Origin of the sequence: Deinococcus radiotolerans, assembly GCF_014647435.1 — a bacterium.
GTDB lineage: Bacteria > Deinococcota > Deinococci > Deinococcales > Deinococcaceae > Deinococcus > Deinococcus radiotolerans.
In genome coordinates, this window is sequence record NZ_BMPE01000018.1 from 14,006 (window position 1) to 38,057 (window position 24,052).

Sequence of the window (24,052 nt, forward strand, 5' to 3'; positions counted from 1 at the left end):
CGGCCGTGCAGACCGCCAGCGGCCCTGACATGCTTCAGGCGGGCAGCACGCTGGCCTGCGGGCCCCGTTTGGGCAGCGTGAAGCCGAACGTCGCGCCCTGCCCGGACTGCCCGTCGGTCCACACGTGCCCGCCGTGCCGCGTCACGATGCGCTTCACGGTCGCCAGGCCAATCCCCGCCCCCGCGAACTCCTGCTGGGTGTGCAGCCGCTGGAACGCCACGAACAGTTTCCCCGCGTACAGCGGGTCAAACCCGACCCCCTCGTCCTGCACGAGGACGGCCCACTCATCCCCGCGGTCCTCCGCCCAGACGTGCACCCGCGCCTCACCGGGGCTGAACTTCACGGCGTTTTCCAGCAGGAACCGCAGGGCCTGCTGGAGCGTCACGGCGTCGCCCTGCACGATCGGGAGCGGGTCCACCGTCCACGTGACCAGGTGATCCGGGTCGATGAGCGTCACGTCCCGCATGACCTGTTCCACGATCTTCTGCAGCGACACCGCCTGCATCGTGAGCGGGGTCCGGCCCGCCCGGGAGAGAACCAGCACGGCGTCCAGCAGGGTCTCCATGCGCGTGGCGGCGTCCACCACCACGCCCAGGTGCCGCTCCGCACGGCCTGCGTCCCCCCGGGTCATTTCCTTCAGGGCCAGCGCCGCGAAGCCCTCCACGTGCCGCACCGGGGCGCGCAGGTCGTGAGAGATGCTGTACGTGAAGGCCTCCAGTTCCTGATTGGACGTCTGCAACTCCGCATTGGAGCGGGTCAGCTGGGCACTGTGTTCCAGACGCTCAAGCACCACCCCCAGGTGTTGCACGGTCGCGATCAGCACGGCTTCATCTGCGGGCGTCCAGGCGAGTGATTCGAAGAGCGGCACGTTGAACAGGCCTCGGACCTGCCCGCCGATGATGAGGGGCAACGTCGCGTGGGCCGCCACGCCCTGTGCCACGTCCGGGTCGACATCGGCGCCCGTATCGTAGGTGTCCACGAAGCTCGGCTCGCCCGTCCGGGCCACCAGATCGAAGCTGGGGAGCCCGCCGACGGGAAAGCCAGCGTCCATTGCGGCCTGGAGGGCGGGGGAAGGGGCCACCCCGGTTTGCACGCGAACCTGCCACAGGCCGCCGTGGACTTCGTAGTACGCCGCGAAGCCCGGCGGGAGGAGCCCGAGGACCAACGCCTGCGCCCGCCCGATCAGGGCGAGGGGATCGGCCACGTCCCCCTGATCTTCCGTCAACTGCAGCAGCGTTTCCAGTTGCTGCGCGCGGCGGTTCAGGTCGTCCCGCTGCTGCGTCAACTGGCGGGCTTGAGCCGCGCGGTCCAACGCGACCGTGAGCCCGCGGCCGACGGCCCGCACGATGGCCTGCTCCCGGGCCGTCCACTGGGGCGTCGTCTGCTTCCCGACGGTGAACAGGGCGCAGACCTGCCCGCCGATCAGGATGGGCACGAGCCCGACCGCGCCGTAGGCAGCGGCTTCCGACACGTCGTTGCTGGCCGCGTCCCACCCGTCCACGAAGATCGGAACGCGGTGCTGGAGGACGGGGGCGAAGTCAGGCGCGTGCAGCGGAATGCCGATCTGGATCTGCGCCACGATGTCCGGGCTGACGTCTCCGGACCAGATGAGCGCGCGCCAGACGGCGTGGGTGGTGTCGAGTTCGTAGTACGCGAGGCTGGCATCCGGGAGGTTGGCCTGAACGGCGGCGAAGGCCTGACGGGCCAGGCTGATCTGATCGATGTCGGAGCCGACGGCTTCCGTGAAGGTGACGAAGGCGTCAAGGGCCGCGGCGCGCTCATCGAGCGCTTGCGTCTGCTGCTGAACGCGCTGTTCGAGGTGCTGGGCGTGGTCTTCGAGCAACTGGGCCTGCTGGGCCAGCTGCGCCTGCGCGGCCTGCTGGGCCTGTTCCGCCCGGACCTGCGCCGTGATGTCCCGGGAGGTGGCGAGCAGGTGCGTGATCTGCGCGGCTTCATCCCGGAGGGGGGCGACGGTGACGGACCACCACTTGGGTGTGCCCTTGAACGTCCTGGCCTCGCCGGTGAAGGTGCGGGTCTGCCCGGCGCGGGCGGCATCGAGGGCCGCTTCGAGCTGGGTGCGGGCCTCGCCCTCCCAGAGGGTCGTCAGGACGACGTTCTGGCACTGTTGGGGATCGTCGACTTCCATGATGACTTGCCCGCCGGTGTTCATGCTCAGGAGGCGGGCGTCGAGGTCGAGGATCTTGATGCAGTCGCCATTGGCGTCAATGACCGCCTGGAGCTGGCGGGCCGTCAGGAGCGGTTCAGTCATCAGCAGGGGGGAGGGGGGAGTGGGCGCGGGGCATCAGGTCAGGATAGTGCGGACACGCCGGCGGCATGGCCCCTGATGGGGAGGGTGGGGTGGCGGTCCTGATCAGGGCCGGGGGCGAGGGATCGCACGTCCGGGGCATTTCCAATCTGCCGCACGAGGCCAGTGACGGGCACTGCACCGGTCGCCTCTTGCCCGGTGGGGGCTGCGTCGCGCAGCATGACCGGAATGTCTCTCTTTACTCAGGGACGCGTGCGGCCCTCGCTTCATCCATTGCCTTCAGGTGCGGCCCGACTCTGGGCGCAGTACCACGCTCTTCCCAAGGTGCCGCTGCTGGTGCAGGTGCAGACCGTCTCCCCTGTCCAGCGTGGCCTGCCCCTGGACGAGCTGCTCGCCGTTGCTGTGCAGCGCGCATACCGCCCGTATTGGCCGGTTGACGCGGCTCGAACCCCGCCGTCCGTCGCGCCGCTCCCCCTGGCCCTGCTCGATACGGTCACCTTTCCGGTCCTGGGGGAAACCGAACCGGCCTGCCTGCCGCTCTGGGCCACCACCCCCCTGATTCTGGAAGACACCAACCAGCTGGACGCGCTGTGCCTCGGGCATCAGGACGAACTGCGGACCCTCCTGCGGCACATCACGTTCATTGGGCGCACCCGCGTGCGCGCCTGGTCGGTCCGCCGCGTCCTCCTGGGCGTGCCCTACGCCCTGGAGGTCATTCAGGCCGAGCGGCGCCGGCCCATTCCCAGAGGCGCGGATTGGGGTGGGTTTACACCCCCGTACCGGCATGCCCCCTGGCACCGGCCGCTCACGTCAGGCTGACCCTGAACGCCCATCAGTTCAGCGGCTGGCCATCAGCATCCACCAGATCCTGGAAGGCCTGCACGGCCGACTGTCCTTTCGCAGCCCCGAGCACCTCCGCCCCAGCCATGATCCGGGTCAATCCAGCTTCGACGTAGGCCTCCAGCGACAGGCCAAAGGCGTCCGCCTGCCGTTGAAGGGCCGCAACGAGTTCGGGCGCGATCTCCACGGTGAGGTCTTCTGACACCTCAACGCCGTCCGCAGACGTGTGGGGCAGCTGGTCGGGTGCCCACGCCAGGAGTTTTCGCGCAGCGCCAGTCACGGCGCCCGCACGGTTCTGATCGTTCTTATCCACAGGGCAAGTGTGACCGCGCGAGACTTCCGGACCAGGCGCTCCGCTCCCCGAGGAGCTACGCGGTCGGCAGGCTGTCGTCGAACCAGCTCACCAATTGCGGTAGCAGACCCGGCCGGTACAGGTCCTTCACGGGCAGCACCTGCAGCACGCCATGCCGGGCGTAGTAGACCCCCAGGCGACGAATGGGCAGCGCACTCCCCACCGTGCCGCCCATACGGTCCAGGATCAGGTACCCGGTGAGTTGCTGCAGGTATGCTCCCTCCAGCTGGAGATGCCGCGTGGCTTTGACCTCGATCAGCAGGTCGTCGAGCAGCACGTCCGCGTCTGCCCCACCGAATCGTCCGGCGGCCGCGAAGTGCGGGTTGAGGACCAGCTGCGACTGCGCCTGGAATATGCCCTGCGGCACCGCGTGAATCAGGGCAAGGACGTCCTGAGCGGCCTCCCGGGGGACCACACCGGCCAGATCGGCGAACCGGCCCGTCCGCACCACCACCTCGTATGACGCGAGCAGCACGGCCGCATGCGCGTGACGGAGCTCGAATGGCCGACCGAGCGCGACCTCCTGCAGCGTCTCTTCCGCCGCGTGGACCACTGCGAGGGTGCGGTCACGCTCCAAATCCAGCGCGGCGCGCCGGGCGATCAGCCCGCCCCGGACGGCCACCAGGCCCGGATTCAGCCCTTCAAGCAGAAAACGGAACGCGTAGTCGAAGGCGGTGCCGACCAGCCCGGGATTGGCGCCCAGGGGCGGGGCGAGCATCGGGGCGGGGGCCGGGTGCGCCTGGCGGGTCAGCGCGGTGCGGATCGCGTGGCGGGCCTCTGGGGTGCCCCGCAGGTACCCGGTGAGGCTGCCGTATTCAGGTGCAGTGGGGCGCGGCAGCGGGGGCGGCAGGGTGGTGGGCTTGGCCTGGGGCGGCGCGGCCCAGCGCAGCCGACAACCAGGCACGTTGGTCATGACCTCTGCCACCTGCCGCTGCGCCAGAGGCCCGTGCAGCGCGTCCACCGCCGCCTGGAGTTCGCGGTACGGTACCAAATCCCGCTCGTCTGAAACCCGCAGCCACTCCGGCGTCCAGGCCCGCGTCGTGAGGTCCAGGTGCACCAGACTGCCATGGGGCAGGGTGAAGAACGCGCCTGTCGGTGGGAGGGGCGAGCGGCGGGGCACAGCCGGCACTCTACGGGGGCAACGTGACCGCACACCGGAGTGAACGTAAGGAAGAGTCTGAGCGGAGGCTGACCTACGACGCTCGTGACCTGACGCCTTCACGCTGATGTTCATATGCGACGGTAGTTCGAGTGTGCTCCCTGCCCACGACCACGTTGACCTTCACTTCTGAATCGCTCGCGCCCCTTGGGACTGCCGCGCCTCCGTCCGCCCATTGACGCCACTTACGAGCCACGCGGCCACTGCTCCCACGCCACTGAGCAGCAGCAGCGACACCCGGTAGCCGCCTGTCCACAGGTACAGCCCTCCCATCAGCACAGGCGTGAGGGCCTGGGCGAGATTCACCGGCCGCGCCAGCCATCCGTTCACGGCACCGTAGAGGCCCGACGGGTACCCCCGCACCAGCAGCTCCGAGCGGGCCAGCGTGAGCGCCCCACTCGCCAGGCCGAACAGTACGATCCCGGTGACCTTCAGCGCTGTGGAGCCACTCAGGAGTAAGCCTGTCCCTGCGGCCAGCAGGCCCATCAGCGTGATGGTCAGGGGCACCGGGCCCACCCAGCGCAGGCACGGCACGAACACCACCCGGCCCGGCAGGGCGCTCAGGCCGAGCAGACCGGTCAGCGCCGCGGCCTCTCCCGGGCGGTACCCGCTGGCGAGCAGCAGGGGCGCCAGTTGCAGGCCCACGCCGACCGTCACGATCCGCGCGAGCGTCAGGCTCGCCGCCAGCTGCCAAGCGGCGCGGTCCGGGGTGAAGGGACCGGTGGCCTGAGAGGCTGGTTCCACTTCCCGGTCCGGTACCTTCCACCACGCCAGGCCCGCCACCGCCAGGAGCAGTCCCGCCAGTCCGAACAGCGCCCCACGCAGGCCCGCAGTATCCAGTAGCAGCGTCGTCAGTGGAACGAAGATGGTGCTCGCCAGCCCAGCCACCAGGGTCACCGTCAGCGTGGCCCGGGTGCGCCGCGCCCCGGCCACATGCTGCCCCAGCACGGTAAAGGCCGCCTCGTAGAACGTCAGCGTCATCGCCAGACCAGCCAGGAGCCAGGCGCAGAGAAACACCCCGTAGTCACGGGTCAGCGCCAGGATGACGAACGCGGCGGCTCCGCAGAGCGCCCCACCGCTCAGGAGGTGGCGGCCGCCCCGCTGGTCGAGGTGCCGGCCCACCCTGGGAGCAAGGACGGCACTCACGAGCAGCGCCGCGGTGAACGCCAGGCCGGTCTGCACGCGGGTCCAGCCGGTGGCGTGCTCGGTGGCGACCGCCAGGAGCGGCTGGGCGTAGTACAACGCGCCGTAGCTCACGGTACACAGCAGGGCCAGCGTCCACACGAGCGGACGCGTGGACGCTGGCCTGGCGGTCATCAGCGGAGGGTGATGGGCGCCTGGGGCGCGCAGCAGCCGGTAGCGGGCTCACAGCTTTCACTGGCCGCCTCGGTGGCCGTGCCGCAGGCGTCCCCCGCTTTGCACTGCACGCCTGGGGTCCGCAGATGCACCGTGATCATGTCAGGCTGAGTGTCCACGTGGGTGACGTGGTACTGCAGGGCTGGGGTCGTGGCGTTTCCGTACTCGAACCGCACTTCGGCCTCTGCGCGCACTGGGATGTGCTTGACGACGCGGTCGTAGATGGCCAGGAACTTCTGATTGGTCATGAACCCGGCCTGGGCCTCTTCGGCACTGCCGTCCATCAGCTGAATGACCGTCTCGCGCCAGGCGTTGGCTTTCCCGCCGCAGTCCATGGCTTCAATGGTGACGGCCTTGACCTCGGTCACGTGGTAGCCCGCGGGCACGAGCACTTCGCCGTGCAGGTGGAACTGGAGGGGCCGCTGGGGCAGGGTGCGCAGGGCGGTGATTAGGGTGGCGGTGGAAGTGTGCTCGCTGAGGCCGGGAATGGGGGCAGTCTGGGTCATGACAGGTCTCCTTATTGACATTCTTCGATGCGTAAGGGTTAAAGAATCAGCAGGTGGGGCAGGGCACGTTGGAGACCGGCATCTGCACGATCACCGGCGGGGTCGGGCGGTCCGGCGTCGGGCGGGCGAGATGCGCGCGGCGGGCCAGCTCGGCGTCCCGCAGCAGGTCCTGGTGGTGGGCGAGGGCGACGAGATGAAGGGTCAGGGGGTTCATACGGCCTCCTTCTGGAAGTGGGGTACCGCCGCGAGGAGCGTGTCCAGGGCCGTGTGGGCGAGGTGCAGGCCCTGGGCGCTGAGGGTGTAGTACGTCCATTTGCCGCGCTTCTCGCTTGTGACGAGCCCGGCCTCGACGAGGATTTTCATGTGGTGGCTGGTGGTGGGCTGACTCAGGCCAAGGCGTTCCTGGACGTCGCAGGTGCAGACGCCCTGCCCGGTGGAGCAGCAGCCCGCGTCGGCGGTGGCCAGGAAGTGCAGGGCCTTGAGGCGGTGCACGTCGCCCAGCGCTTTGAACACGGCTGCTGTTCCATCGAAGTCCATGGATGAATCGTAGGTGTTACATAGAAGAATGTCAATGGGTGATTGAGGTCATGTCACCTGACCGCTCTTCTTCGCGCCAGGTGCCGGACCACGACGGCCGCGTCCTGCCCCGCGCCCCGCAACGTCGCGGACGACAGCGCCCGCTGCCCACTCAACCCCACGTAGTACAGCCCCGGCACCGTCCGACTCACACCCAGGCGCTGCACCGGCTCCCCCTGCCGGTCCAGTGCCCCGGTGCCGCGCAGGAACTCCAGATTCGCCCGGTACCCCGTTGCGAAGATCACCGCGTCCACCCGCTCCTCCTGACCATCCGGCCACACGACGCCAAAAGCCGTCAACCGCGTGAACATCGCCCGCTGATCCAGGCGGCCCTCCCGGAACGCCGCCCGGTACCGTCCCGGATCAAAGACATTCCGGGGAGACGGCAGGCGCCGGAGGTGCCCCAGGGTCAACTGATCCACCCGCGCCCAGGTCAACCAATCGTGGATATCCCGGCCCAGCGGCCGCTGCGGCGTGAACTGCACCCGCGTTCGGGTCGCCAGGGTAACGTGGGCGACGCCCGCCAGCTCCACGGCGATCTGCACCGCCGAGTTCCCCGCCCCCACCACCAGCACCCGCTGCCCCGCGAAGGGCGCCGGCTCCTGATACGCCAGGGAGTGCAGCACCCGCCCTTTGAAGAACGCTCGGCCTGGAAGCTCAGGCACAAACGGACGGCGAAACGTCCCCGTGGCCGCCACGACCGCGCGCGACCGGAAGGTGCGTCCATCCGCACACAGCACCCGGAAGCCCTCCCCGTCGGGCAGCACCTGCGCCACCTCGGCTCCCGTCTCCATGGGAAACCCGAAATGGGAGGCGTAGGCCTCCAGGTACGCCACGACCTCATCCCGCGTGGGATACCGCTCCGGGTTCCCGGGGAAGGGCCAGCCGGGCAGAGACGCGTGCCGTGCAGGGGAAAACAGCTTCAGGCTCGCGTAATGCTGCGGCCAGGACCCGACCGGCCTTGGACCGGCTTCCAGTATCTGGAACCGCAGACCGTGACCCCGCAGGTGATACGCCGCGGCGAGTCCAGCCTGCCCAGCACCGATGACCAGGGCGTCCAGTCGATTGGTCATGACGGGCCCCGTTGCGGGAGTGCCAGCTGCAGGACCACAGCGGAGGACGGACATCCCCCTTGCAGCTGGGACGACGCCTGGAGTGCGGCCGGCAGCGCGTCGCGCGTAACCGGGCGGAAGCCGAGCTTCGGGAAGAAACCTGCGGCCGTCGTGGTGAGCAGCGTCAGGGTCTCCAGCTCCCCCGCCGTGGCCCGCTCGATCATCTCCCGCGTCAGGGCCAGTCCGAGCCCGAAACCCTGGTGATCGGCACGCACCGCCACCGAGCGCAGCAGCCCGTGCGGACCGTACTGTTCCAGGCCCGCCACCCCCAGCACGTCGTCTCCCTGGACCGCCAGCACGAAGTCGGCGAGATGAGCATGCACGCCCTCCAGCGATAGTTCAGCCGCGATCAGGAGGGCCTCAAGGATCGGCAGCTCGGCGGCCGCCGCTTCACGGAAGGTCACGGCGTGGCGCATGCCCCACCGTCCTCTGCGGCGCAGGCGCATTCGGCTTCGAGGGCGTCCGCCAGGAGTTCCAGGGCCCGCAGCACGTTGGCCTGTTCGACTTGGGGCACCCGGCCCAGCAGGCGAGCGGACTGCTGGCACAGTTCCGTGTTCAGGCGGCGAACCTGCGCGTGGCCGGCTGGGGTCAGGGTGAGCACCACCACGCGCCGGTCGGTCTGGCCTGCCTGCTTGTCGACCAGGCCTTCCCGGACCAGTTCATCCACGTTGCGGCTCATCCAGGCCTTGTCGGCCCCGAGTTGGCGGCCGAGATCCGCGAGGGTCAGGGGGCCTGCGCGGCCGAGGGTGGTGAGGACCTGGCAGCGGGTGAGGCTGTGAATGCCGCAGCAGCTGGCGGTGTGCTGCTGGAGGGTGGTGTGAAGCCGCGTGATGCGGCGCAGCAGGTCGCTGGGGTCCTGGGTCATCCTCACTCCTTTCGTTGCACTTGACAACGATCTATGGAGACCGTACTTCTGAAGGGAAGTCATTGTCAACATCAACGATCTGGAGGCCCCCATGACCCTACACCGACCCCGCCCCGCCACCCCAGCCGACGCCGCCGACATCGCCCGCATCTACACCCAGGGCATCGAAGACCGCAGCAGCACCTTCGAAACCCGCCCCCGCACCGCCCAGGACATCACCCCCTGGTTCGACGGCACCCACCCCATCGTCGTGGTGGAACGTGGGGACCAGGTCACCGCCTTTGCCAGCACCAGCCTCTACCGGCCGCGCGACTGCTACGCCGGCATCGCCGAGTTCAGCGTGTACGTGGACCGCGCCCAGCGGGGCACGGGCGCCGGGAAGGCCGCCATGCAGGCCCTGATTCCCGCCGCGCAGGCCGCCGGGTACTGGAAGCTCCTGTCCCGCGTGTTCCCCGAGAACGCGGCCAGCCGGGCGCTCCTGGCGTCCCTGGGCTTCCGCGAGGTCTGCACCTACGAGCGGCATGGCCAACTGGACGGCGTCTGGAAGGACGTGGTGATCGTCGAGAAACTGCTGTCAGGGGAGGATGGCCCCTGGACCCGAGGTTCGGGCCCGGTGGGCCATGCGAGCACCGTGAAGATGTGGCCGTGAGTCCCACCACCTGAGCACCTGAGCGCCCAGACTGGTCGTTCGCTGAGCCGGCTGCCGCCAGGGCGTCGGGGGTGCGCGTGCCGCGCCCCTGGCTGCTGCCCGGATCAGGCGCCGGATACGCAGGCCGTGAATGGGGCCGCTGCGCCTGCCCGTTGTGCGGCAGCAGCGGCCCGGGCCATCCACTGGGTTCTCCTGGGGGTGGCTCAGGCCGCCGGTCTGGTCGGTCCTGGTGCCGGCTGGGCGTCATGGGCGGTGTTCGGGGTGGGGGTCTACGGTCTGCCAGTGCTGCTGGTGATGGTGGAGGTGCACGTGCTGGTCCACGTGCTGCACCGCGCTTCACGGCCGCCAGTGGTGCGGCCCGCGCTCGTCTTTGGTGCGTTTGAGGTTGTCACCGCCGATGCGGTCGAGCTGGCCGTGGGTGTGGCCGTCAGCGCACATGACGGGCCTGTACTGCTGGATCGGGCTGTTCATGGTCCTGGGGATCCTCCTGGAGCGTACGCTCTGCGGCGGGCGGCCCCTGTGCGTGGTGACCCAACCGGGTTTGACGTCTGAACATGTCAACATATGAATGGGTGCTCAGGTATAATGCCGTCATGTCCACCCACGCCCCCCTCCCCGACCCACCCCACCCCCTCACGTACTTCGTGGACGGCATGGACTGCGCCAGCTGCGTCGCCAAAGTCGAGCGCATGGTCGGCACCCTCCCCGGCACCGACGGCGTCAAAACCAGCTTCACCAAACAAACCCTCACCCTCCACCTCGACGAGCAACAAACCCCCCGCACCACACTCGAAAAAAACCTGCGGGCCCTGGGCTACACCCCCTCACTGATCGGCCCGCCCCCCGCGCCCACCGACACCCCGCACGCCGCGCCTGACCACGACGCGCACGACCACGCCGGACACACCCACGACCTCGCCCCCGCCGGCACCCCCTGGTACCGCACCGGTCAGGGCCGCCTGGTCGTCACCTCCGGCGTCCTGCTGCTCGCCGCCTGGCTCTTCGGCTTCATCGAACCCCGCTTCGCCACCGCCGGGTACATCGCCGCGACGCTGCTGGGCGTGTGGCCCCTGGCCAAGAAAGCCGTCGCCAGCGCCCGACTCGGCGACCCGTTCAGCATCAACATGCTCGTCAGCCTCGCCGCCATCGGCGCCGTCGCCATCGGCGAAGCGCCGGAAGGCGCGGTCGTGGTGTTCTTCTTCGCCATCGGCGAACTCCTCGAAGGGGTCGCCGCGGGACGCGCCCGCGCCGGCATTCAGGCCCTCGCCGCCCTGGCCCCCAAAACCGCGCTGCTCGTCGAAGGCACCGGCACCCGCGAGGTTCCAGCCGATCAACTCCAGGTGGGTCAAACCGTGCAGGTGAACCCTGGCGGGCGCGTCCCAGCCGACGGCACGATCCTCACGGGCACCTCCAGCCTCGACGACAGCCCCGTCACCGGCGAAAGCGTTCCCGTCACCAAAAGCGCTGGCGACCCGGTCTTTGCCGGGAGCATCAACGTGGGCAGCACCCTGACCGTTCAGGTGGATAAGGCCGCCAGCGACAACACCATCGCCCGCATCATCCACCTGGTCGAGGAAGCCGAAAGCAGCAAAGCGCCCACCGCCCGCTTCATCGACCGCTTCAGCCGCTCCTACACCCCAGGCGTCGTGCTGGTCTCCGCGCTGGTCGCCCTGGTGCCCCCCCTCGCGTTCGGCGGCGCGTGGCACGAGTGGCTGTACAAGGGCATCAGCCTACTGCTGATCGGCTGCCCCTGCGCGCTGGTCCTGAGCGTCCCCGCGTCCATCACCAGCGCCATCAGTGCCGGCACCCGCCGCGGACTCCTCATCAAGGGCGGCGGCGCCCTGGAAACCATCGGTAGCGTCAAGACGGTCGCGTTCGACAAGACCGGCACCCTCACCGCCGGCAAACCCAGGGTGACCGACGTCCTCGGACTGGGCCTCGACCGGACCGAGGTGCTGCGCCTCGCGGCGGCCGTCGAGTCCGGCAGCAGCCACCCACTCGCCCACGCCATCACCCAGGCCGCGCAGGAGGGCCAGATCCGCGTGCCGGCCGCCACGGACGCCCAGGCGCTCCCAGGCAAAGGCGCAACCGCCACCGTCGAGGGCCGCGCGCTCAGCGTCACCTCCCCCCGGCACGCCGCGACCCTGACCACCCTTGATCCAGAGCTCAGCCGCGCGGTCACGGCGTTTGAAGAGCAGGGCCGCACCGCCGTCGTTCTCCTGGAGGGCGCCACCGCGCTGGGCGTCATCGCCATCCGCGACGAGCCCCGCGCCGACGCCCGCGCCGCGCTGGCCCGGCTGCGTGACCTGGGCGTGCACACCGTCATGCTCACGGGCGACAACGCCCGCACCGGTCAGGCCATCGCCCGCAACCTGGGCTTGGACGTGCAGGCCGAACTGCTCCCCGAGGACAAGCTGCGCCTCATCGCCGAACTGGGAGCCCAGGGCGGCGTGGCCATGGTCGGCGACGGCATCAACGACGCCCCCGCGCTCGCCCAGTCCGACGTGGGGATCGCCATGGGCGGCGGCACGGACGTGGCGCTGGAAACCGCGGACGCCGCGCTGCTGCAAGAACGCGTGACGGGCGTGGCGGACCTGGTCGCCCTCTCCCGCGCCACGATGGGCAACATCAAGGTCAACATCGCCTTCGCGCTGGGCCTCAAGGCCATCTTCCTCGTCACGACGTTGCTCGGCTACACCAATCTCTGGATGGCGATCCTGGCCGACACGGGCGCCACCGCCCTGGTCACCGCGAACGCCCTGCGGCTGCTGACCTGGAAAGGTCAAGCGGCCCCCAAGGCTGCGCCCATCACGCCGGCGCCGCGCGCCGCGTAACGTCAGGCATGCCGGACATCACGCTCTACACCGTGCCGCAGTGCGCGGACTGCGAAGCCATCAAACGCCTCCTGCAGCGTGAGGGCGCCGCGTTCACCGAGCGGAACGTGCGCGGCGACCCGCAGGCCCTGGCGGAGATGCAGCGCCGCGCGGACGTCCGGATCGCGCCGGTCACCATCATCGGCGACGAGGTGGTGTACGGTCCCTTCAGTGACCAGCGCCCCCGCATTCTGGCGGCCTTGTCGGGACGCGCGTGAGCGTCGCCCTCTCGCAGATTCTGGCCCTCACGCTCATCCCGGTGGGGGCCACGGTCGTTGGGGGCGCCGTGGCCGCGTTCCGCGCACCCGCCGACCGCACGCGCAGCTTCGTGCAGCATTTCGCCGCGGGCGTGGTGTTCGCGGTGGTGGCCGGGGAACTGCTGCCGGAGATCACCAGAGGGCATCAGCCGCTGGGCGTCGTACTCGGCTTCGCGCTGGGCGTGGCGGTGATGCTGCTCGTGCGGCAGTGGGCCGAGCGGCTCGAAGGGGCGGCTGAGGCGCGCGCCGCGTCCACCGTGAACCTGGGCTTGATCGTCGCGGTCGGGATTGACGTGCTGCTCGACGGACTGCTGATCGGCGTGGGCTTCGCGGCGGGCGCGCGGGTCGGCACGCTGCTCATCGTGGCGTTGACGCTGGAACTGCTGTTCCTGGGCGTGTCCGTCGCGTCCAGCCTCGTGCAGGACGGCGCGTCCCGGGGCCGCGTGATCGGCACAGTCGGCAGTCTCAGCCTGCTCGTGATCGTGGGGGCACTCCTGGGCGGCACGCTCCTGCAAGGCCTCACGGGCCTGGCGCTGGAGATCACCCTGTCGTTCGGCGCGGCCGCGCTCCTGTTCCTGGTCACAGAGGAGCTGCTGACCGAGGCGCACGAGGTGAAGGAGACGCCCCTGATCACCGCCGCGTTCTTCGCGGGCTTCGTGGCGCTGTACCTGCTGGAACTGCTGACCTGAGCGACTCTGGCCGCGTCGGCCGCGCGGGCACGACCCTGTGATCCGGCCGCAGGCCCGAACCGAGCACGCCAATTGGGCGCTTCGTTAGGGCGCGTCCGGGGGGGCCGTGCCGAGCAGGGGTTGCTGCGCGCGCAGGGTCTTGGGTGCGTCCGGGTGCCAGGGGAAGCGGCCCTGCGGGTCCGCCCACACGCACTGCAGGACCGGGAACGCCTCGTTCCCGTACAGCCACAGGGCGTACTCCAGGTAATCCCGGTAGGCCTGCTCAGGTGCGGCAACGAACTGGCAGAGGTGTCCGTCCAGCACATCCGGGGTGACCTCCCCGTCGCTGAAGCGGCGCTGCTGCGCGTGGATGGCCTGGCCCGCCGCGCTGAGGGTCCGCTCCATGACGTCGGGGGGCTGGCCGATCATGATGAGCTCCGGGTGCTGATCGTGGGCCCACAGGCCCACCGTGAACGCGAAGCCGGGGCCTTCCGGGTCTTCGGGAATGGTCAGGACGGTCCACCCCTGCTGCTGGATGAGGTGAAGCACCCTGGAGTCGAATTCGGTCTCTGGCGCGGACAGGGCTGAGAGCATGATGGGTCTCCTGTGCAGGGCGTAACGTCTTCGGTTCAGTGTACGGCTGGACGCTGGCGCGGCTCCCTGCCGTTTGGGGGCAAGGCCGGGGGAATGCGGTCCTCGGAAGAGCGGGGCGGAGTTGCCGAATCGGCCCCCGCCCCCGTCCGCTCGCCGTTGGTTCCGGCGCTGCGGGCGCCTCGTGGGTGTCTGTGGCCGTTACGCGGCGGGCGCGGACGTCAGGCGGACGCGGTTGAGCGTCAGCGCGTTCACGGTGACGATCACGGTGCTGGCGCTCATCAGCAGGGCCGCCCACTCCGGGCGCAACAGGATGCCGTACGCGGGGTACAGCGCGCCCGCCGCGAACGGGATGGCCAGCAGGTTGTAGATCGCCGCCCAGAAGAGGTTCTGCTTGATCTTGCCGCGCACCTGCCGCGCCAGGCTGATGCTGCCGGCCACGTCGGCGGGGTTGCTGCGGACCAGCACGACGTCCGCCGTTTCGACGGCGACGTCCGTCCCGGCACCGATGGCGACGCCGACGTCCGCCTGCGCGAGCGCCGGGGCATCGTTCACGCCGTCCCCGACCATGGCAACCGTCCGGCCCTGCGCCTGCAGCTCGGTCACCTTCGCTGCCTTCTCTCCGGGCAGGACTTCGGCCAGTACCGTGTCCATCCCCAGCTGGCGAGCCACGGCCTCGGCGGTGTGGCGGTTGTCGCCGGTCAGCATCACCGTTTTCACGTTCAGGGCGTGCAGGGCGGAGACCGCCTGACGCGCCGAGGCCCGGATGGTGTCCGCCACCGCCACCACGCCCAGCGCCTGCCCGTCCGCCGCGACGTACATGGCCGTCTTCCCGTCCGCCGCGAGGCGGTCCACGTCACCGGACAAGCTCCCCAGCGCGATTCCTTCTCGGTCCATCAGCTTGCGGTTGCCGATCAGGACCTGCCGCCCGCCAACCGTGGCCTGCACGCCGTGCCCGGGAATGCTCTCGAAGGTCTCCGGGCGCGTGACGGTCACGCCGCGTGACTCGGCCCCTTTGACAATGGCTTCGGCCAGTGGGTGCTGGGACGGCTGATCCGCGGACGCCGCGAGGCGCAGCAGGTCGGTCTCGCTCGCGCCAGCGGCAGGGATGACGTCCGTCAGGGCCGGCTTCCCTTCAGTTAAGGTGCCGGTCTTGTCGAACACGACCGTGTCGACGCCCGCCGTGGCTTCCAGCGCCGTGGCGTTCTTGAACAGCACGCCCTCACGCGCGCCCCGGCCGACCCCGACCGTGATGGCCGTCGGCGTGGCCAGCGCGAGCGCGTCCGGGCAGGCGATCACGATGGCGGACACCGCGGCCGTCAACGCGAACACCACGCCCTGCCCGCCCAGGAAGGACCAGGCCAGGAAGGCCAGCAGGCCACTGCCCAGCGCCACGAACACCAGGTACTTCCCCGCCTGATCGGCCAGCCGCTGCGCGGGGGCCTTGCTGGCCTGCGCGTTCTGCACCATCTGCACGATGCGCGACAGGGCGGTGTCGGCCCCGACCGCGGTCGCGCGGAACTGGAAGGCCCCGTTCTGGTTCACGGTGCCGCCCGTCACTTTGGCACCAGTGGTCTTGGCCACCGGAATGGGTTCCCCCGTGATCATGCTTTCGTCCACGTAGCTGCTGCCGTCTGTGACCTCACCGTCCACCGGAACGCGGTCGCCGGGCCGCACGGCCAGCAGGTCACCGACGCCCACCTGCTCAAGGGGTACTTCAACTTCCTGGCCATGTCGCACCACGCGGGCGGTGCTGGGGGCCAGTTTCAGCAGCGCCTCCACGGCCCGCCCGGTGGCGAACCGCGAGCGCATCTCCAGCCAGTGCCCGAGCAGCGACAGGGTGGTCAGCATCGCGGCCGCTTCGAAGAAGACTTCAGTGCCGCCCAGCGCGAACGTCGCGTACACGCTGAAAGTCCAGCTCACCAGGATACCCGTGGCGATCAGGGTCATCATGTTCGCCTCGCCGCGCCTGAGGGCGCGCCAGGCGGCGGAGATGAACGGCCAGCCGCCCCACCAGACCACCGGGGTGGACAGAAGCAGCCCGAACCACGCCATGGACAGCCCGAACGGGGGCATGGCCGTGAAGCCGAAGGTCTCACCGATCGGGGAGTACAGCACCACCGGCAGCGTCAGCACGAGGCTGATCACGAAGCGGCGCAGCATGTCGCCCACCATGTGCTCCCCGTGCCCGGCGTGCTCGTCATGTTCCGCGTGCGCGGCGTGAGGGTGCTCGTGCGGGCCCGTGGGGGGGCCTTGGGTCTCCAGCGTGGCGCCGTGCGCGTGGTGTTCGTGCCCCACGCTGGGTTGCCCGGGTTGCGCGGCCGACGGATCGGCGTCCTGGCAGGCGCAGTCGTAGCCGGCCGCGTGCAGGTGACGCTGAAGGTCCGCGCCTGTCACGCGGCGCGGGTCGTAGCCGATGTGCGCGGCGGCGCGGGTGCGGTCCACGTGCACGGACGTGACGCCGGGCAGCTGGCGGAGGTGGCGTTCCAGGTCGGCGAGGTCCGAACCGCCGTGGCAGTTGCGGACGTTCACCTCCAGAACGGCGGGTGCGGTGGTGTGCGGGTGGGTGTGCGCGTGGTGGTCAGGCGTCGTCATACCGGTCTCCTGTGAAGGTCGCCGTGGGGGCCGGCCTGGGCCCGGGCGGGCCGCCGGGATCGCTGCGGGGCGCTCAGCGGGCGGTGAGGACGTCCATCAGCTCGTCTACCAAGTCCGCGGCGTCCCCGCGGGCGGCGGCGGTGGTGACGTGCGCCTGCAGGTGGCCGCGCAGGACGACGTTGGCCACGCCGTTCAGGGCGCCCTGGACGGCTTTGAGCTGCTGGAGGATGTCCAGGCAGTACACGTCCGGGTCTTCGAGGGCGCGGCGGATGCTGTCGAGGTGGCCGCGAGCGATGGCGAGGCGGCGCGCGGCCTGCTTGCGGCTGTCCTCGGGCATGCACAGGTGCAGCGGGTCCGTGTGGCGGTGCCCGTCGTGGGCGGTGACTTCGGCGGGTTGCGTGGGGGTCACTTCGGGTGGGCGACCTGGGCGCCGTAGCCTTCGTCGAGCACGGCGGCGATGAGGGCGTCAGGCTGGGCGGTGCCGTGCACGGTGGCGGTGCCGGTGCTGAGGTTCACGTGGGCGTCGGTGACGCCGGGGACGGCGCGCAGGGTGTTGGTGACGCTGGTCTGGCAGTGGCCGCAGGTCATGCCGGTGATGGTCAGTTCCGTCTGGGTCATGGGTGGTCCTCCGAACTGCACGGTATACCCTCCCCCCAGGGGTGTCAAGACGAGGCAGCGCGTGGCGGCGTGCCATAAGGCACTATGGGTGGGGCTATTGCAGACCCTCCCCGGCTGGATGTATGCTGGGATCATCAGTAACCCCCCCCCAGGGGGTAAGGAGCGAAGATGACGCAAACCATCGAACTGGGCGTGCAGGGCATGACCTGCGCCAGCTGCGTGGGCCGGGTCGAACGCGGCCTGAAGAAAGTGGATGGCGTGGAAGACGCCACCGTCAACCTGGCCACCGAACGCGCCACCGTCACGTACGATCCGGCCGTCACCACACCCCAGGCGCTGCTCGACAAGGTCAAGGCTGTCGGCTACGAGCCGGTCCTGAGCCACATTGACCTGGGCGTGCAGGGCATGACCTGCGCCAACTGCGTCGGCCGCGTCGAACGCGCCTTGAAGAAAGTGGATGGGGTGATCGGCGCCACCGTCAACCTCGCCACCGAGCGCGCCAGCATCGAGTACCTGCCGGCCAGCGTCAGCCCGGGGCAACTCAAGGCGGCCATCCGCCAGGCGGGGTACGAGGTCCTCGAAGCGCAGGCCGGCGTGAGCCGTGAGGATCAGGAGCGTGAGGCGCGCGCCCAGGAAGTCGCGCACCTGCGCCGTCAGGTACTGTTCAGTGCGGTCTTCGCCCTGCCGCTGCTGCTGATCGCCATGGTACCCATGCTGGTTCCCGCCGCGGAGGACTGGCTGATGACCACCTTCGGCCACCGCGTGATGAGCACGCTGAACTGGGTGATGCTGGCCCTCGCGTTACCCATCCAGTTCGGGCCGGGCCGGCGTTTTTACCGCCTGGGCTGGAAGAGCCTGCGCGTCCTGTCCCCGGACATGAACGCCCTGGTGATGATTGGCACGACCGCCGCCTTCGGGTACTCCCTGATCGCGACCGTGGCCCCCGGCATCTTCCCGGACGGCACCGCGCACGTGTATTACGAGGCGTCCGGCGTGGTCATCACCCTGATCCTGCTGGGCAAATACTTCGAAGCGGTGGCCAAGGGCCGGTCCAGCGAGGCCATGAAGAAACTCCTCTCCCTGCAGGCGAAAACCGCCCGGGTGGTCCGCCGCGGTCAGGAACTCGAAGTGCCCGCGGATGAGGTGCTCGTCGGCGACGTGATTGCCGTCCGCCCGGGCGAGAAGATTCCCGTGGACGGACAGGTGCTCAGCGGCGCCTCCTTCGTCGATGAGAGCATGATCACCGGGGAGCCCGTGCCGGTGGGCAAGCAGGCGGGCGCGCCCGTGGTGGGCGGCACGATTAACCAGAACGGTGCGCTCACCGTTCAGGCCACGAAGATCGGTGCGGACACCGCGCTGGCGCAGATCATCAAACTCGTGGAAACCGCGCAGGGCAGCAAGCCGCCCATCCAGGGGCTCGCGGACCGGGTCGTGGCCGTGTTCGTGCCGGTCGTGCTGGGCATCGCGGCCCTGACGTTCCTGCTGTGGCTGATCTTCGGCGGGCCGGGCGCCCTGAGCTTCGCGCTGATCACGACGGTCGCAGTGCTGATCATCGCCTGCCCCTGCGCCATGGGCCTGGCCACCCCCACGAGCATCATGGTCGGGACCGGCAAAGCCGCCGAACTGGGCGTGCTGTTCAAAGGGGGCGGCGCGCTCGAGGGCCTACAGGACGTGCAGGTGGTCGCCGTCGACAAGACCGGCACGCTGACCAAAGGCAAGCCGGAACTCACCGACCTTGTCACTGCCCCTGGATTTGACCGTGCCGAGGTGCTCGGGCTGGTCGCGGCGGCCGAACAGCAGAGCGAGCACCCTATTGCCCGCGCCATCGTGGACGCCGCGAAAAAAGAAGGCGTCGCCCTAGCCCCCTCCGAGCACTTCGAAGCGGTGCCCGGCTTCGGGCTGGAAGCGCGGGTCAGTGGTCGGCTCGTGCAGGTCGGCGCGGACCGGTACATGACCCGGCTGGGCCTGAACCCGCAGGTGTTCCAGGGGCACGCCGAGCGCCTGGGTGACGAAGGCAAGAGTCCGCTGTACGCCGCCATCGACGGCCGGCTCGCCGCGATCATCGCGGTGGCCGACCCAGTCAAGGACGGCAGCCTGGACGCCGTGAAGGCCCTGCACGCCCAGGGGCTGCGGGTCGCGATGATCACCGGCGACAACACGCGCACCGCCCACGCCATCGCCCGGCAGCTGGGGATCGACACGGTCCTGGCCGAGGTGCTCCCCAGCGGCAAGAGTGACGCGGTCAAGGACCTCCAGGCCACCGGGCAGAAGGTCGCGTTCGTTGGGGACGGCATCAACGACGCGCCGGCGCTGGCGCAGGCGGATGTGGGCCTCGCGATCGGTACCGGCACGGACGTCGCCGTCGAAACGGCCGACGTGATCCTCATGAGCGGCGACCTGCGCGGCGTTCCGAACGCGTTCGCGCTCAGTCGCGCCACGCTGCGCAACATCCGCCTGAACCTGTTCTGGGCGTTCGCGTACAACATCATCCTGATCCCCGTCGCGGCCGGCGCCCTGTACCATGCCTTCGGCACGCTGCTCAGCCCGGTGCTGGCCGCGGCCGCCATGGGCTTTTCGAGCGTCTTCGTGCTCAGCAACGCCCTGCGCCTGCGCGGCTTCCGCCCGCCCGTCCGCGCGGGCGCGGCGGTCCCCGCAGCCCCCAGTCCCGCCCTCGCCTGATCTCTTCTCTCCCAGGAGTCCTGCCATGACGAAACTCACTGTCGGCCCGTACGTCGCGTCCATGAAAACCAGCCCCGCCCAGGTCCGGGACCGTGAGGCCTTCCTGACCCGCGCCCGCCTCCGGGATGACGTGCCGACCGTTGCGGGCCTGCCCCTGGTTGGCCTGGGCGGCTCCTGCGGCAAACCCGCCTTCCTCCTGCCGTACCTGATCCGCTGGGACGACGTGAACACCCAGGCCCTGGAGGACGTGGGCGCCGAATTCGGCTGCTTCGTGGAGTACGGCGCGTACCCCCACCTGAAACTCCAGGACGGGGGTCAGGAGGTCGCGGCCGTGCAGGACTGGAGCAACATAGGCATGGTGTTCATCCGGCCCGGGTACGAGCGCGGGGAGGAACTCCTCGTTCGTCTGCGGGACGCGCTCGCCCCGTCCGGGGGGTAAGACACCTCCCCTGTTGAGAGCACCTATCGGCGTGGCCGCCCCTTGAGGCGTTCACGCCGGCTGCCTGTGTGGAGGAAAAACGGACGTGAAAGTGTGCCATTGTGGTACACTCTGGGTCCAAGGAGCCCCCCATGACCGCCCTGAGTGACCACCTGCTGATCGACGCCCGCAGCCCCGTGAACGGCAAACTTGACGCCCGCCGCCTGGCTCAGGCATTCGGCATGACCCTGCGCGAACTCGCGCAGGCCACCGGCCGCGACCCCAGCGGCCTGAGCAAGCACCCCACCAGCGACACCCTGCAGGTCCCCCTGCACGACCTGGAAACCGTGGGCCTGCAACTCAGGGACGTGTTCGGCGACCTCAGCGTGGGGCGCATGTGGCTGCGGGCCCCCAACCCGGTCCTCGGGGGCCGGACGCCGATCAGTTACCTCCTCGACCGCCGCCCGGTGGCCGTCCGGCGCCTGCTGACCCTGGCCGAGACAGGCACCCCGACTTGACCGACTTCAAGGCCCTGAAGCGCGCCCTGCTGGGCGCGCCCGTCTGGACGCCCCCTGGCGTCCTCGACACGTACCGCACGGTGCCGCTGCTGGCGCTGCGCAAGTACAACCCCGACCCGCTGAATACGGACGGGTCCCTGGTCACCGGCGGGCGGTACAACGCGCCGGAGGACCTGCCGGGCGCGCACGCCATGCTGTACGTCGCGGAGCACCTCAGCGTCGCGCACGCGGAAGCGGGCGCCATTACGGTCGTCACAGGCGCGACTGGCCTGCAGATCCAGCCCGGACCCGACCAGCGGCCCCGGCTGGACATCACCGTCAAACTGCGCCTCGGCAGCGTCCTGGACCTGACCGACCCGGCGGTCCTGACCGTCCTGAGCCTGCACCCATCAGACCTGCTGCAGGCGTGGCTCCCCTTGAACGTGGAGGGCCAGCTGGCCCTCACGCAGGTGCTGGCCCGCGCCGCGCTGGACAGCGCCCGGTTCGACGCCATCCGCTACCCGAGCGCCCGGTACCCGGGCGGGCGGAACTACGCCGTGTTCCCGGACCGCGTCGCCCCGCAGGACCGGGCTGTACATGATCCGGACGGCGAACTGAGCGTCTTCCCGGGGCCCGCCCGGCCCTGAATTACAGGGCGCGCGCGATGGCCTCCACGGCGCGCAGGCCCTGCCCGAAGCGCGCCATGGCCTCCCGGTGCCGCTCCAGTTCGCTGTACGGCAGGTACCGCATGTGCAGGTGCCCCACCGCCTGAAATGCGGGCCGGCGCAACTGGTCGCGCACGTCCGCCTCGCGGCTGTCGGGCGCCACCAGGTACAGGCCCTGCACGGCCCGTTCCGGCGCGCCCAGCGCCAGGTCCAGCAGCCGGACAATGCCGGAGTAAATGGACGTGGTGTGCTCCACCTCGAACGCCGCGGCGGGCGCCAGCGTGCCCCGCTCGAACCACACCACGTCAATCAGGCGCACGGCATCCGCGCCGGGCGTGCCCGCAATGCCCGCTGGCAGGGTGTCCAGACACCCGTCCCCCAGGCGGCCACCCGCGCACGCGCGGGAGCGGTCATTCGCGGCGATCCACACTTCGAAGCCCAGGGCCAGGCCCAGGTCCCGCAGCCAGCCCTGCACCTGCGTGTGCGTGTGATCCTGCGCCAGCGCGGCCTCCTGCGCCTTGCGGGCCGCTTTGCTCTCCTCGCGCACCTGCGCCAGGTCCGCGCGCCACGCCTCCACGTCCGGGCCGTCGTCCGCGCGCGGGGGCGCGGCGTACCGGCCGCTGCCCACGTCGAACATCAAGCCCGCCACGGCGCCCAGGTCATTGGACAGCAGGCTGCGGTGCGCGTGCGTCAGTCGCAGCAGGCCCGCCCGCAACGCCAGGTACTCCTCCCACTTGCCCAGCTTGACTTTCGCGCCGGTCACGGCGTTGTACCCGTTCACGATGGCGGTGTTGAAGGGCGGCATCAGGGTCGGGTGCAGGAAGTACATCAGGTTCGCCGCGGCGGGCCCGAGGCCCTTGATGCCGCGCGCGTCCAGCGTGCGAATGGCCTGCAGGAGTTCCTGCTCGGTGGTGCAGCATGCGCAGGTGTCCAGGAAGTGCCCGAACGCCCGCTGGTGCTCCGGGTGCTCGTAGATGTCGGGGATGCGCAGCTTGGGTTTCCACAGGAACGCGTGGTCCGCGCCGCGGAACATCTGCCGCTGCTCCGCGATGGAATGCACGACCGTCTCCAGGGACGACCCCCGGTACTGGGTGCCGAAGCGGTCCTCGCGGATTTCACGGACGACCACCTGAATGCCCCGGCGGATGGACCGGAAGTTCTTCAGGCGCTCGTCCCAGAGGAACCAGGTTCGGTACGTGCCGCCGGGATCGTCCCGCCAGTGACGGATCAGCGTGTCAAGCGTGTGCATGTGGTGGCGCGGAGTGTAACACGCGCCTGAGGCCACCGGGGCACCAGATGCGCGCCGGGTCCAGTCCTCCCATCTGCCTGACGAGCTGGGACGGACCTGCACCGAGGAGACCGGGGCGGTGCACGCACAGCGGCGCGCGGGTGACCGTCATCCAGGCTGCGGCTGTGGCCCACCCTTTGCCCACGGCAAGTCCCCACCCGCCGCCCTATTCCTAGAAATCCGACTGGATTGGTTGACTTGGTTGAAGCGGGTTGCATACAGTTCGGAGGTGATGTCACGCGCTTCCCTCCTCCTGCTTGGCCTGTCCCTCTCCAGCACCGCCCTGGCCGCCCCCAAAGACCCCGTCAAGTTCGCCGTGACCCTGGAACAGATGCGCGGCCACTACGACGCCAGCCTCCTGAACTACCGCGGGGGCGACCTGGCCATGGCCGCCAAGCACGCCAAGCACCCCGCCAACGAGCTGTACGCGGCGGTGCGCAGTGACCTAACGCCCGCCCTCCAGCAGAAGTTCGTGGCCGACTACGCCCGCATCAATGCCACCCTGGCCGCCAAGAAACCCTACGCGGAGTACCTGAAGGTCATGAACACCTTTTACGCCGACGTGGACGCGGCGCTCGCCACGCTGGGCGCCACGCGCAGCGATCCCAAGTTCGCGGCGCAGGTCATCGCCCAGATTCTGGAGAACGCCGAGCACGAGTACGAAGAGGGCGTGCAGGGCGGCAAAGTCACGAACCTCGCCGAGTACCAGGACGCCATCTACTACATCGCGCGCGCGCAGCTGTGGTTCGACAAGAACGCGAAGACCTTCCCCCAGCACCAGCGCGAGGAGACCAGCCAGGCACTCAAGGCCGCCGCGGCTGTCGTGACCCGCAAGGGCGACGTGACGGCCCTGGAGAAAGCCGTGGATCAGGCGAAAGAGGAACTCTCGGAGATCAGCGGGGTGCGGCAGGCCCCCAAGAGCAGCGCCGGCACGTACTTCGCGAACATCGACCGGCTCCTGGCGGCCGCCAAGGGCCACTATGCGGGCGGCATGGCGAGTGACGCCGAGGAAGCGCTGATCGAGGCGTACCTGGAGAACTTCGAGTACCTGGAAAGCCCACTGGCCAAGAAGGACAAGGCGCTGGAGACGAAACTGGAAAAGACCCTGCGTGAGGACCTGCGCGCCCTGCTCAAGACCAAGCCCAGCGCGCAGAAGTTCAGCGCCGCCGTGGACGCCGCCCTGGCCGACCTGAACAAGGCCCGCGCCCTGCTCGGGGAGTAA

Annotated in this window: 26 protein-coding genes; 10 read left to right on the top strand and 16 right to left on the bottom strand. The window is 69.8% G+C overall.

What is annotated here, in order from left to right:
- Positions 1 to 34: 34 nt before the first annotated feature.
- Positions 35 to 2,269, bottom strand: coding sequence for a PAS domain-containing sensor histidine kinase (locus IEY63_RS18035; protein WP_189070386.1), 2,235 nt, complete (start codon positions 2,267 to 2,269; stop codon positions 35 to 37).
- Positions 2,270 to 2,539: 270 nt separating this feature from the next.
- Between IEY63_RS18035 and IEY63_RS18040 the strand changes: the two genes are divergently transcribed.
- Positions 2,540 to 3,085: a hypothetical protein gene (locus tag IEY63_RS18040; protein WP_189070387.1), complete on the top strand. Its 546-nt coding sequence runs from the start codon at positions 2,540 to 2,542 to the stop codon at positions 3,083 to 3,085.
- Positions 3,086 to 3,098: 13 nt separating this feature from the next.
- Here the strand turns inward: IEY63_RS18040 and IEY63_RS18045 are convergent, their stop codons facing one another.
- The 9 genes from IEY63_RS18045 to IEY63_RS18085 all read right to left on the bottom strand — a co-directional run bounded on the left by IEY63_RS18045 (position 3,099) and on the right by IEY63_RS18085 (position 9,032).
- Positions 3,099 to 3,419: a hypothetical protein gene (locus IEY63_RS18045; RefSeq protein ID WP_189070388.1), complete on the bottom strand. Its 321-nt coding sequence runs from the start codon at positions 3,417 to 3,419 to the stop codon at positions 3,099 to 3,101.
- Between the two features lie 55 nt (positions 3,420 to 3,474).
- Positions 3,475 to 4,578, bottom strand: a complete 1,104-nt coding sequence (locus tag IEY63_RS18050) for a hypothetical protein (protein ID WP_189070389.1) — start codon at positions 4,576 to 4,578, stop codon at positions 3,475 to 3,477.
- A gap of 162 nt (positions 4,579 to 4,740) precedes the next feature.
- The gene (locus IEY63_RS18055; RefSeq protein WP_189070390.1) at positions 4,741 to 5,934 is read right to left on the bottom strand and encodes an MFS transporter; all 1,194 of its coding nucleotides are present in this window, start codon (positions 5,932 to 5,934) and stop codon (positions 4,741 to 4,743) included.
- Positions 5,934 to 6,479 carry a DUF6428 family protein gene (locus IEY63_RS18060; RefSeq protein ID WP_189070391.1) on the bottom strand — a complete coding sequence of 182 codons (546 nt, stop codon included), beginning with the start codon at positions 6,477 to 6,479 and terminating at the stop codon, positions 5,934 to 5,936. Before IEY63_RS18060 ends, IEY63_RS18055 begins: the two co-directional genes overlap by 1 nt.
- A gap of 46 nt (positions 6,480 to 6,525) precedes the next feature.
- On the bottom strand, positions 6,526 to 6,693 hold the full coding sequence (locus IEY63_RS18065; protein ID WP_189070392.1) for a hypothetical protein: 168 nt from the start codon (positions 6,691 to 6,693) through the stop codon (positions 6,526 to 6,528).
- The gene (locus IEY63_RS18070; RefSeq protein WP_189070393.1) at positions 6,690 to 7,016 is read right to left on the bottom strand and encodes an ArsR/SmtB family transcription factor; all 327 of its coding nucleotides are present in this window, start codon (positions 7,014 to 7,016) and stop codon (positions 6,690 to 6,692) included. The genes IEY63_RS18065 and IEY63_RS18070 overlap by 4 nt, the downstream gene beginning before the upstream one ends.
- Positions 7,017 to 7,069: 53 nt before the next feature.
- Positions 7,070 to 8,128: an NAD(P)-binding domain-containing protein gene (locus IEY63_RS18075; RefSeq protein ID WP_189070394.1), complete on the bottom strand. Its 1,059-nt coding sequence runs from the start codon at positions 8,126 to 8,128 to the stop codon at positions 7,070 to 7,072.
- Positions 8,125 to 8,583 carry an arsenic resistance N-acetyltransferase ArsN2 gene (gene arsN2, locus IEY63_RS18080; protein WP_189070395.1) on the bottom strand — a complete coding sequence of 153 codons (459 nt, stop codon included), beginning with the start codon at positions 8,581 to 8,583 and terminating at the stop codon, positions 8,125 to 8,127. Before arsN2 ends, IEY63_RS18075 begins: the two co-directional genes overlap by 4 nt.
- Positions 8,568 to 9,032 (bottom strand): MarR family winged helix-turn-helix transcriptional regulator, encoded by a 465-nt coding sequence (locus IEY63_RS18085; RefSeq protein WP_189070396.1) that lies wholly within the window; start codon positions 9,030 to 9,032, stop codon positions 8,568 to 8,570. Before IEY63_RS18085 ends, arsN2 begins: the two co-directional genes overlap by 16 nt.
- 91 nt (positions 9,033 to 9,123) lie before the next feature.
- Between IEY63_RS18085 and IEY63_RS18090 the strand changes: the two genes are divergently transcribed.
- Positions 9,124 to 9,681 (top strand): arsinothricin resistance N-acetyltransferase ArsN1 family A, encoded by a 558-nt coding sequence (locus tag IEY63_RS18090; protein ID WP_189070397.1) that lies wholly within the window; start codon positions 9,124 to 9,126, stop codon positions 9,679 to 9,681.
- Positions 9,682 to 10,017: 336 nt separating this feature from the next.
- On the opposite strand, the gene IEY63_RS22310 is transcribed toward IEY63_RS18090, so the two are convergent.
- Complete coding sequence (locus tag IEY63_RS22310) at positions 10,018 to 10,152, bottom strand: DUF2171 domain-containing protein (RefSeq protein ID WP_229784802.1); 135 nt, start codon at positions 10,150 to 10,152, stop codon at positions 10,018 to 10,020.
- Positions 10,153 to 10,274: 122 nt separating this feature from the next.
- Between IEY63_RS22310 and IEY63_RS18100 the strand changes: the two genes are divergently transcribed.
- From IEY63_RS18100 to IEY63_RS18110, 3 genes are read left to right on the top strand one after another with little or no spacing between them, the layout of a single operon-like run.
- A complete protein-coding gene (locus IEY63_RS18100; RefSeq protein ID WP_189070398.1) occupies positions 10,275 to 12,515 on the top strand; it encodes a heavy metal translocating P-type ATPase in 2,241 nt (746 codons plus the stop codon).
- A gap of 8 nt (positions 12,516 to 12,523) precedes the next feature.
- A complete protein-coding gene (locus IEY63_RS18105) occupies positions 12,524 to 12,772 on the top strand; it encodes a glutaredoxin family protein (protein ID WP_189070399.1) in 249 nt (82 codons plus the stop codon).
- Positions 12,769 to 13,500: a ZIP family metal transporter gene (locus IEY63_RS18110; protein WP_189070400.1), complete on the top strand. Its 732-nt coding sequence runs from the start codon at positions 12,769 to 12,771 to the stop codon at positions 13,498 to 13,500. Before IEY63_RS18105 ends, IEY63_RS18110 begins: the two co-directional genes overlap by 4 nt.
- A gap of 84 nt (positions 13,501 to 13,584) precedes the next feature.
- Here IEY63_RS18110 and IEY63_RS18115 read toward each other — a convergent pair whose 3' ends face one another.
- The 4 genes from IEY63_RS18115 to IEY63_RS18130 all read right to left on the bottom strand — a co-directional run bounded on the left by IEY63_RS18115 (position 13,585) and on the right by IEY63_RS18130 (position 17,283).
- Entirely contained in the window at positions 13,585 to 14,073 is a 489-nt protein-coding gene (locus IEY63_RS18115; protein ID WP_189070401.1) for a DUF4262 domain-containing protein, read from the bottom strand.
- A gap of 198 nt (positions 14,074 to 14,271) precedes the next feature.
- Positions 14,272 to 16,665, bottom strand: coding sequence for a heavy metal translocating P-type ATPase (locus tag IEY63_RS18120; RefSeq protein WP_189070402.1), 2,394 nt, complete (start codon positions 16,663 to 16,665; stop codon positions 14,272 to 14,274).
- 73 nt (positions 16,666 to 16,738) lie between these two features.
- Complete coding sequence (locus IEY63_RS18125) at positions 16,739 to 17,002, bottom strand: metal-sensitive transcriptional regulator (RefSeq protein ID WP_189070430.1); 264 nt, start codon at positions 17,000 to 17,002, stop codon at positions 16,739 to 16,741.
- Between the two features lie 68 nt (positions 17,003 to 17,070).
- Positions 17,071 to 17,283 (bottom strand): CopZ family metallochaperone, encoded by a 213-nt coding sequence (locus IEY63_RS18130; RefSeq protein WP_189070403.1) that lies wholly within the window; start codon positions 17,281 to 17,283, stop codon positions 17,071 to 17,073.
- A 168-nt stretch (positions 17,284 to 17,451) separates the two neighbouring features.
- Here IEY63_RS18130 and IEY63_RS18135 point away from each other — a divergent pair, with 168 nt between their 5' ends.
- The 4 genes from IEY63_RS18135 to IEY63_RS18150 all read left to right on the top strand — a co-directional run bounded on the left by IEY63_RS18135 (position 17,452) and on the right by IEY63_RS18150 (position 21,524).
- Positions 17,452 to 19,962: a heavy metal translocating P-type ATPase gene (locus tag IEY63_RS18135; RefSeq protein ID WP_189070404.1), complete on the top strand. Its 2,511-nt coding sequence runs from the start codon at positions 17,452 to 17,454 to the stop codon at positions 19,960 to 19,962.
- A gap of 25 nt (positions 19,963 to 19,987) precedes the next feature.
- On the top strand, positions 19,988 to 20,401 hold the full coding sequence (locus IEY63_RS18140; RefSeq protein WP_189070405.1) for a hypothetical protein: 414 nt from the start codon (positions 19,988 to 19,990) through the stop codon (positions 20,399 to 20,401).
- Positions 20,402 to 20,532: 131 nt separating this feature from the next.
- Positions 20,533 to 20,898 carry an antitoxin Xre/MbcA/ParS toxin-binding domain-containing protein gene (locus IEY63_RS18145; protein ID WP_189058048.1) on the top strand — a complete coding sequence of 122 codons (366 nt, stop codon included), beginning with the start codon at positions 20,533 to 20,535 and terminating at the stop codon, positions 20,896 to 20,898.
- The gene (locus tag IEY63_RS18150; protein WP_189070406.1) at positions 20,895 to 21,524 is read left to right on the top strand and encodes an RES family NAD+ phosphorylase; all 630 of its coding nucleotides are present in this window, start codon (positions 20,895 to 20,897) and stop codon (positions 21,522 to 21,524) included. The genes IEY63_RS18145 and IEY63_RS18150 overlap by 4 nt, the downstream gene beginning before the upstream one ends.
- A gap of 1 nt (position 21,525) precedes the next feature.
- On the opposite strand, the gene IEY63_RS18155 is transcribed toward IEY63_RS18150, so the two are convergent.
- The gene (locus IEY63_RS18155; RefSeq protein WP_189070407.1) at positions 21,526 to 22,791 is read right to left on the bottom strand and encodes a type II restriction enzyme NmeDI-related protein; all 1,266 of its coding nucleotides are present in this window, start codon (positions 22,789 to 22,791) and stop codon (positions 21,526 to 21,528) included.
- 271 nt (positions 22,792 to 23,062) lie between these two features.
- Between IEY63_RS18155 and IEY63_RS18160 the strand changes: the two genes are divergently transcribed.
- Positions 23,063 to 24,052 (top strand): 4-helix bundle domain-containing protein, encoded by a 990-nt coding sequence (locus IEY63_RS18160; protein ID WP_189070408.1) that lies wholly within the window; start codon positions 23,063 to 23,065, stop codon positions 24,050 to 24,052.

Coding starts and splice junctions, on each gene's coding strand:
- IEY63_RS18065 (WP_189070392.1), bottom strand. CDS start 6,693: ATGAACCCCCTGACCCTTCATCTCGTCGCCCTCGCCCACCACCAGGAC.
- IEY63_RS18140 (WP_189070405.1), top strand. CDS start 19,988: ATGACGAAACTCACTGTCGGCCCGTACGTCGCGTCCATGAAAACCAGC.
- IEY63_RS18130 (WP_189070403.1), bottom strand. CDS start 17,283: ATGACCCAGACGGAACTGACCATCACCGGCATGACCTGCGGCCACTGC.
- IEY63_RS18035 (WP_189070386.1), bottom strand. CDS start 2,269: ATGACTGAACCGCTCCTGACGGCCCGCCAGCTCCAGGCGGTCATTGAC.
- IEY63_RS18120 (WP_189070402.1), bottom strand. CDS start 16,665: ATGACGACGCCTGACCACCACGCGCACACCCACCCGCACACCACCGCA.
- IEY63_RS18125 (WP_189070430.1), bottom strand. CDS start 17,002: ATGCCCGAGGACAGCCGCAAGCAGGCCGCGCGCCGCCTCGCCATCGCT.
- IEY63_RS18100 (WP_189070398.1), top strand. CDS start 10,275: ATGTCCACCCACGCCCCCCTCCCCGACCCACCCCACCCCCTCACGTAC.
- IEY63_RS18060 (WP_189070391.1), bottom strand. CDS start 6,479: ATGACCCAGACTGCCCCCATTCCCGGCCTCAGCGAGCACACTTCCACC.
- IEY63_RS18145 (WP_189058048.1), top strand. CDS start 20,533: ATGACCGCCCTGAGTGACCACCTGCTGATCGACGCCCGCAGCCCCGTG.
- IEY63_RS22310 (WP_229784802.1), bottom strand. CDS start 10,152: ATGAACAGCCCGATCCAGCAGTACAGGCCCGTCATGTGCGCTGACGGC.
- IEY63_RS18090 (WP_189070397.1), top strand. CDS start 9,124: ATGACCCTACACCGACCCCGCCCCGCCACCCCAGCCGACGCCGCCGAC.
- IEY63_RS18105 (WP_189070399.1), top strand. CDS start 12,524: ATGCCGGACATCACGCTCTACACCGTGCCGCAGTGCGCGGACTGCGAA.
- IEY63_RS18070 (WP_189070393.1), bottom strand. CDS start 7,016: ATGGACTTCGATGGAACAGCAGCCGTGTTCAAAGCGCTGGGCGACGTG.
- IEY63_RS18075 (WP_189070394.1), bottom strand. CDS start 8,128: ATGACCAATCGACTGGACGCCCTGGTCATCGGTGCTGGGCAGGCTGGA.
- IEY63_RS18085 (WP_189070396.1), bottom strand. CDS start 9,032: ATGACCCAGGACCCCAGCGACCTGCTGCGCCGCATCACGCGGCTTCAC.
- IEY63_RS18115 (WP_189070401.1), bottom strand. CDS start 14,073: ATGCTCTCAGCCCTGTCCGCGCCAGAGACCGAATTCGACTCCAGGGTG.
- IEY63_RS18155 (WP_189070407.1), bottom strand. CDS start 22,791: ATGCACACGCTTGACACGCTGATCCGTCACTGGCGGGACGATCCCGGC.
- arsN2 (WP_189070395.1), bottom strand. CDS start 8,583: ATGCGCCACGCCGTGACCTTCCGTGAAGCGGCGGCCGCCGAGCTGCCG.
- IEY63_RS18160 (WP_189070408.1), top strand. CDS start 23,063: ATGTCACGCGCTTCCCTCCTCCTGCTTGGCCTGTCCCTCTCCAGCACC.
- IEY63_RS18135 (WP_189070404.1), top strand. CDS start 17,452: ATGACGCAAACCATCGAACTGGGCGTGCAGGGCATGACCTGCGCCAGC.
- IEY63_RS18055 (WP_189070390.1), bottom strand. CDS start 5,934: ATGACCGCCAGGCCAGCGTCCACGCGTCCGCTCGTGTGGACGCTGGCC.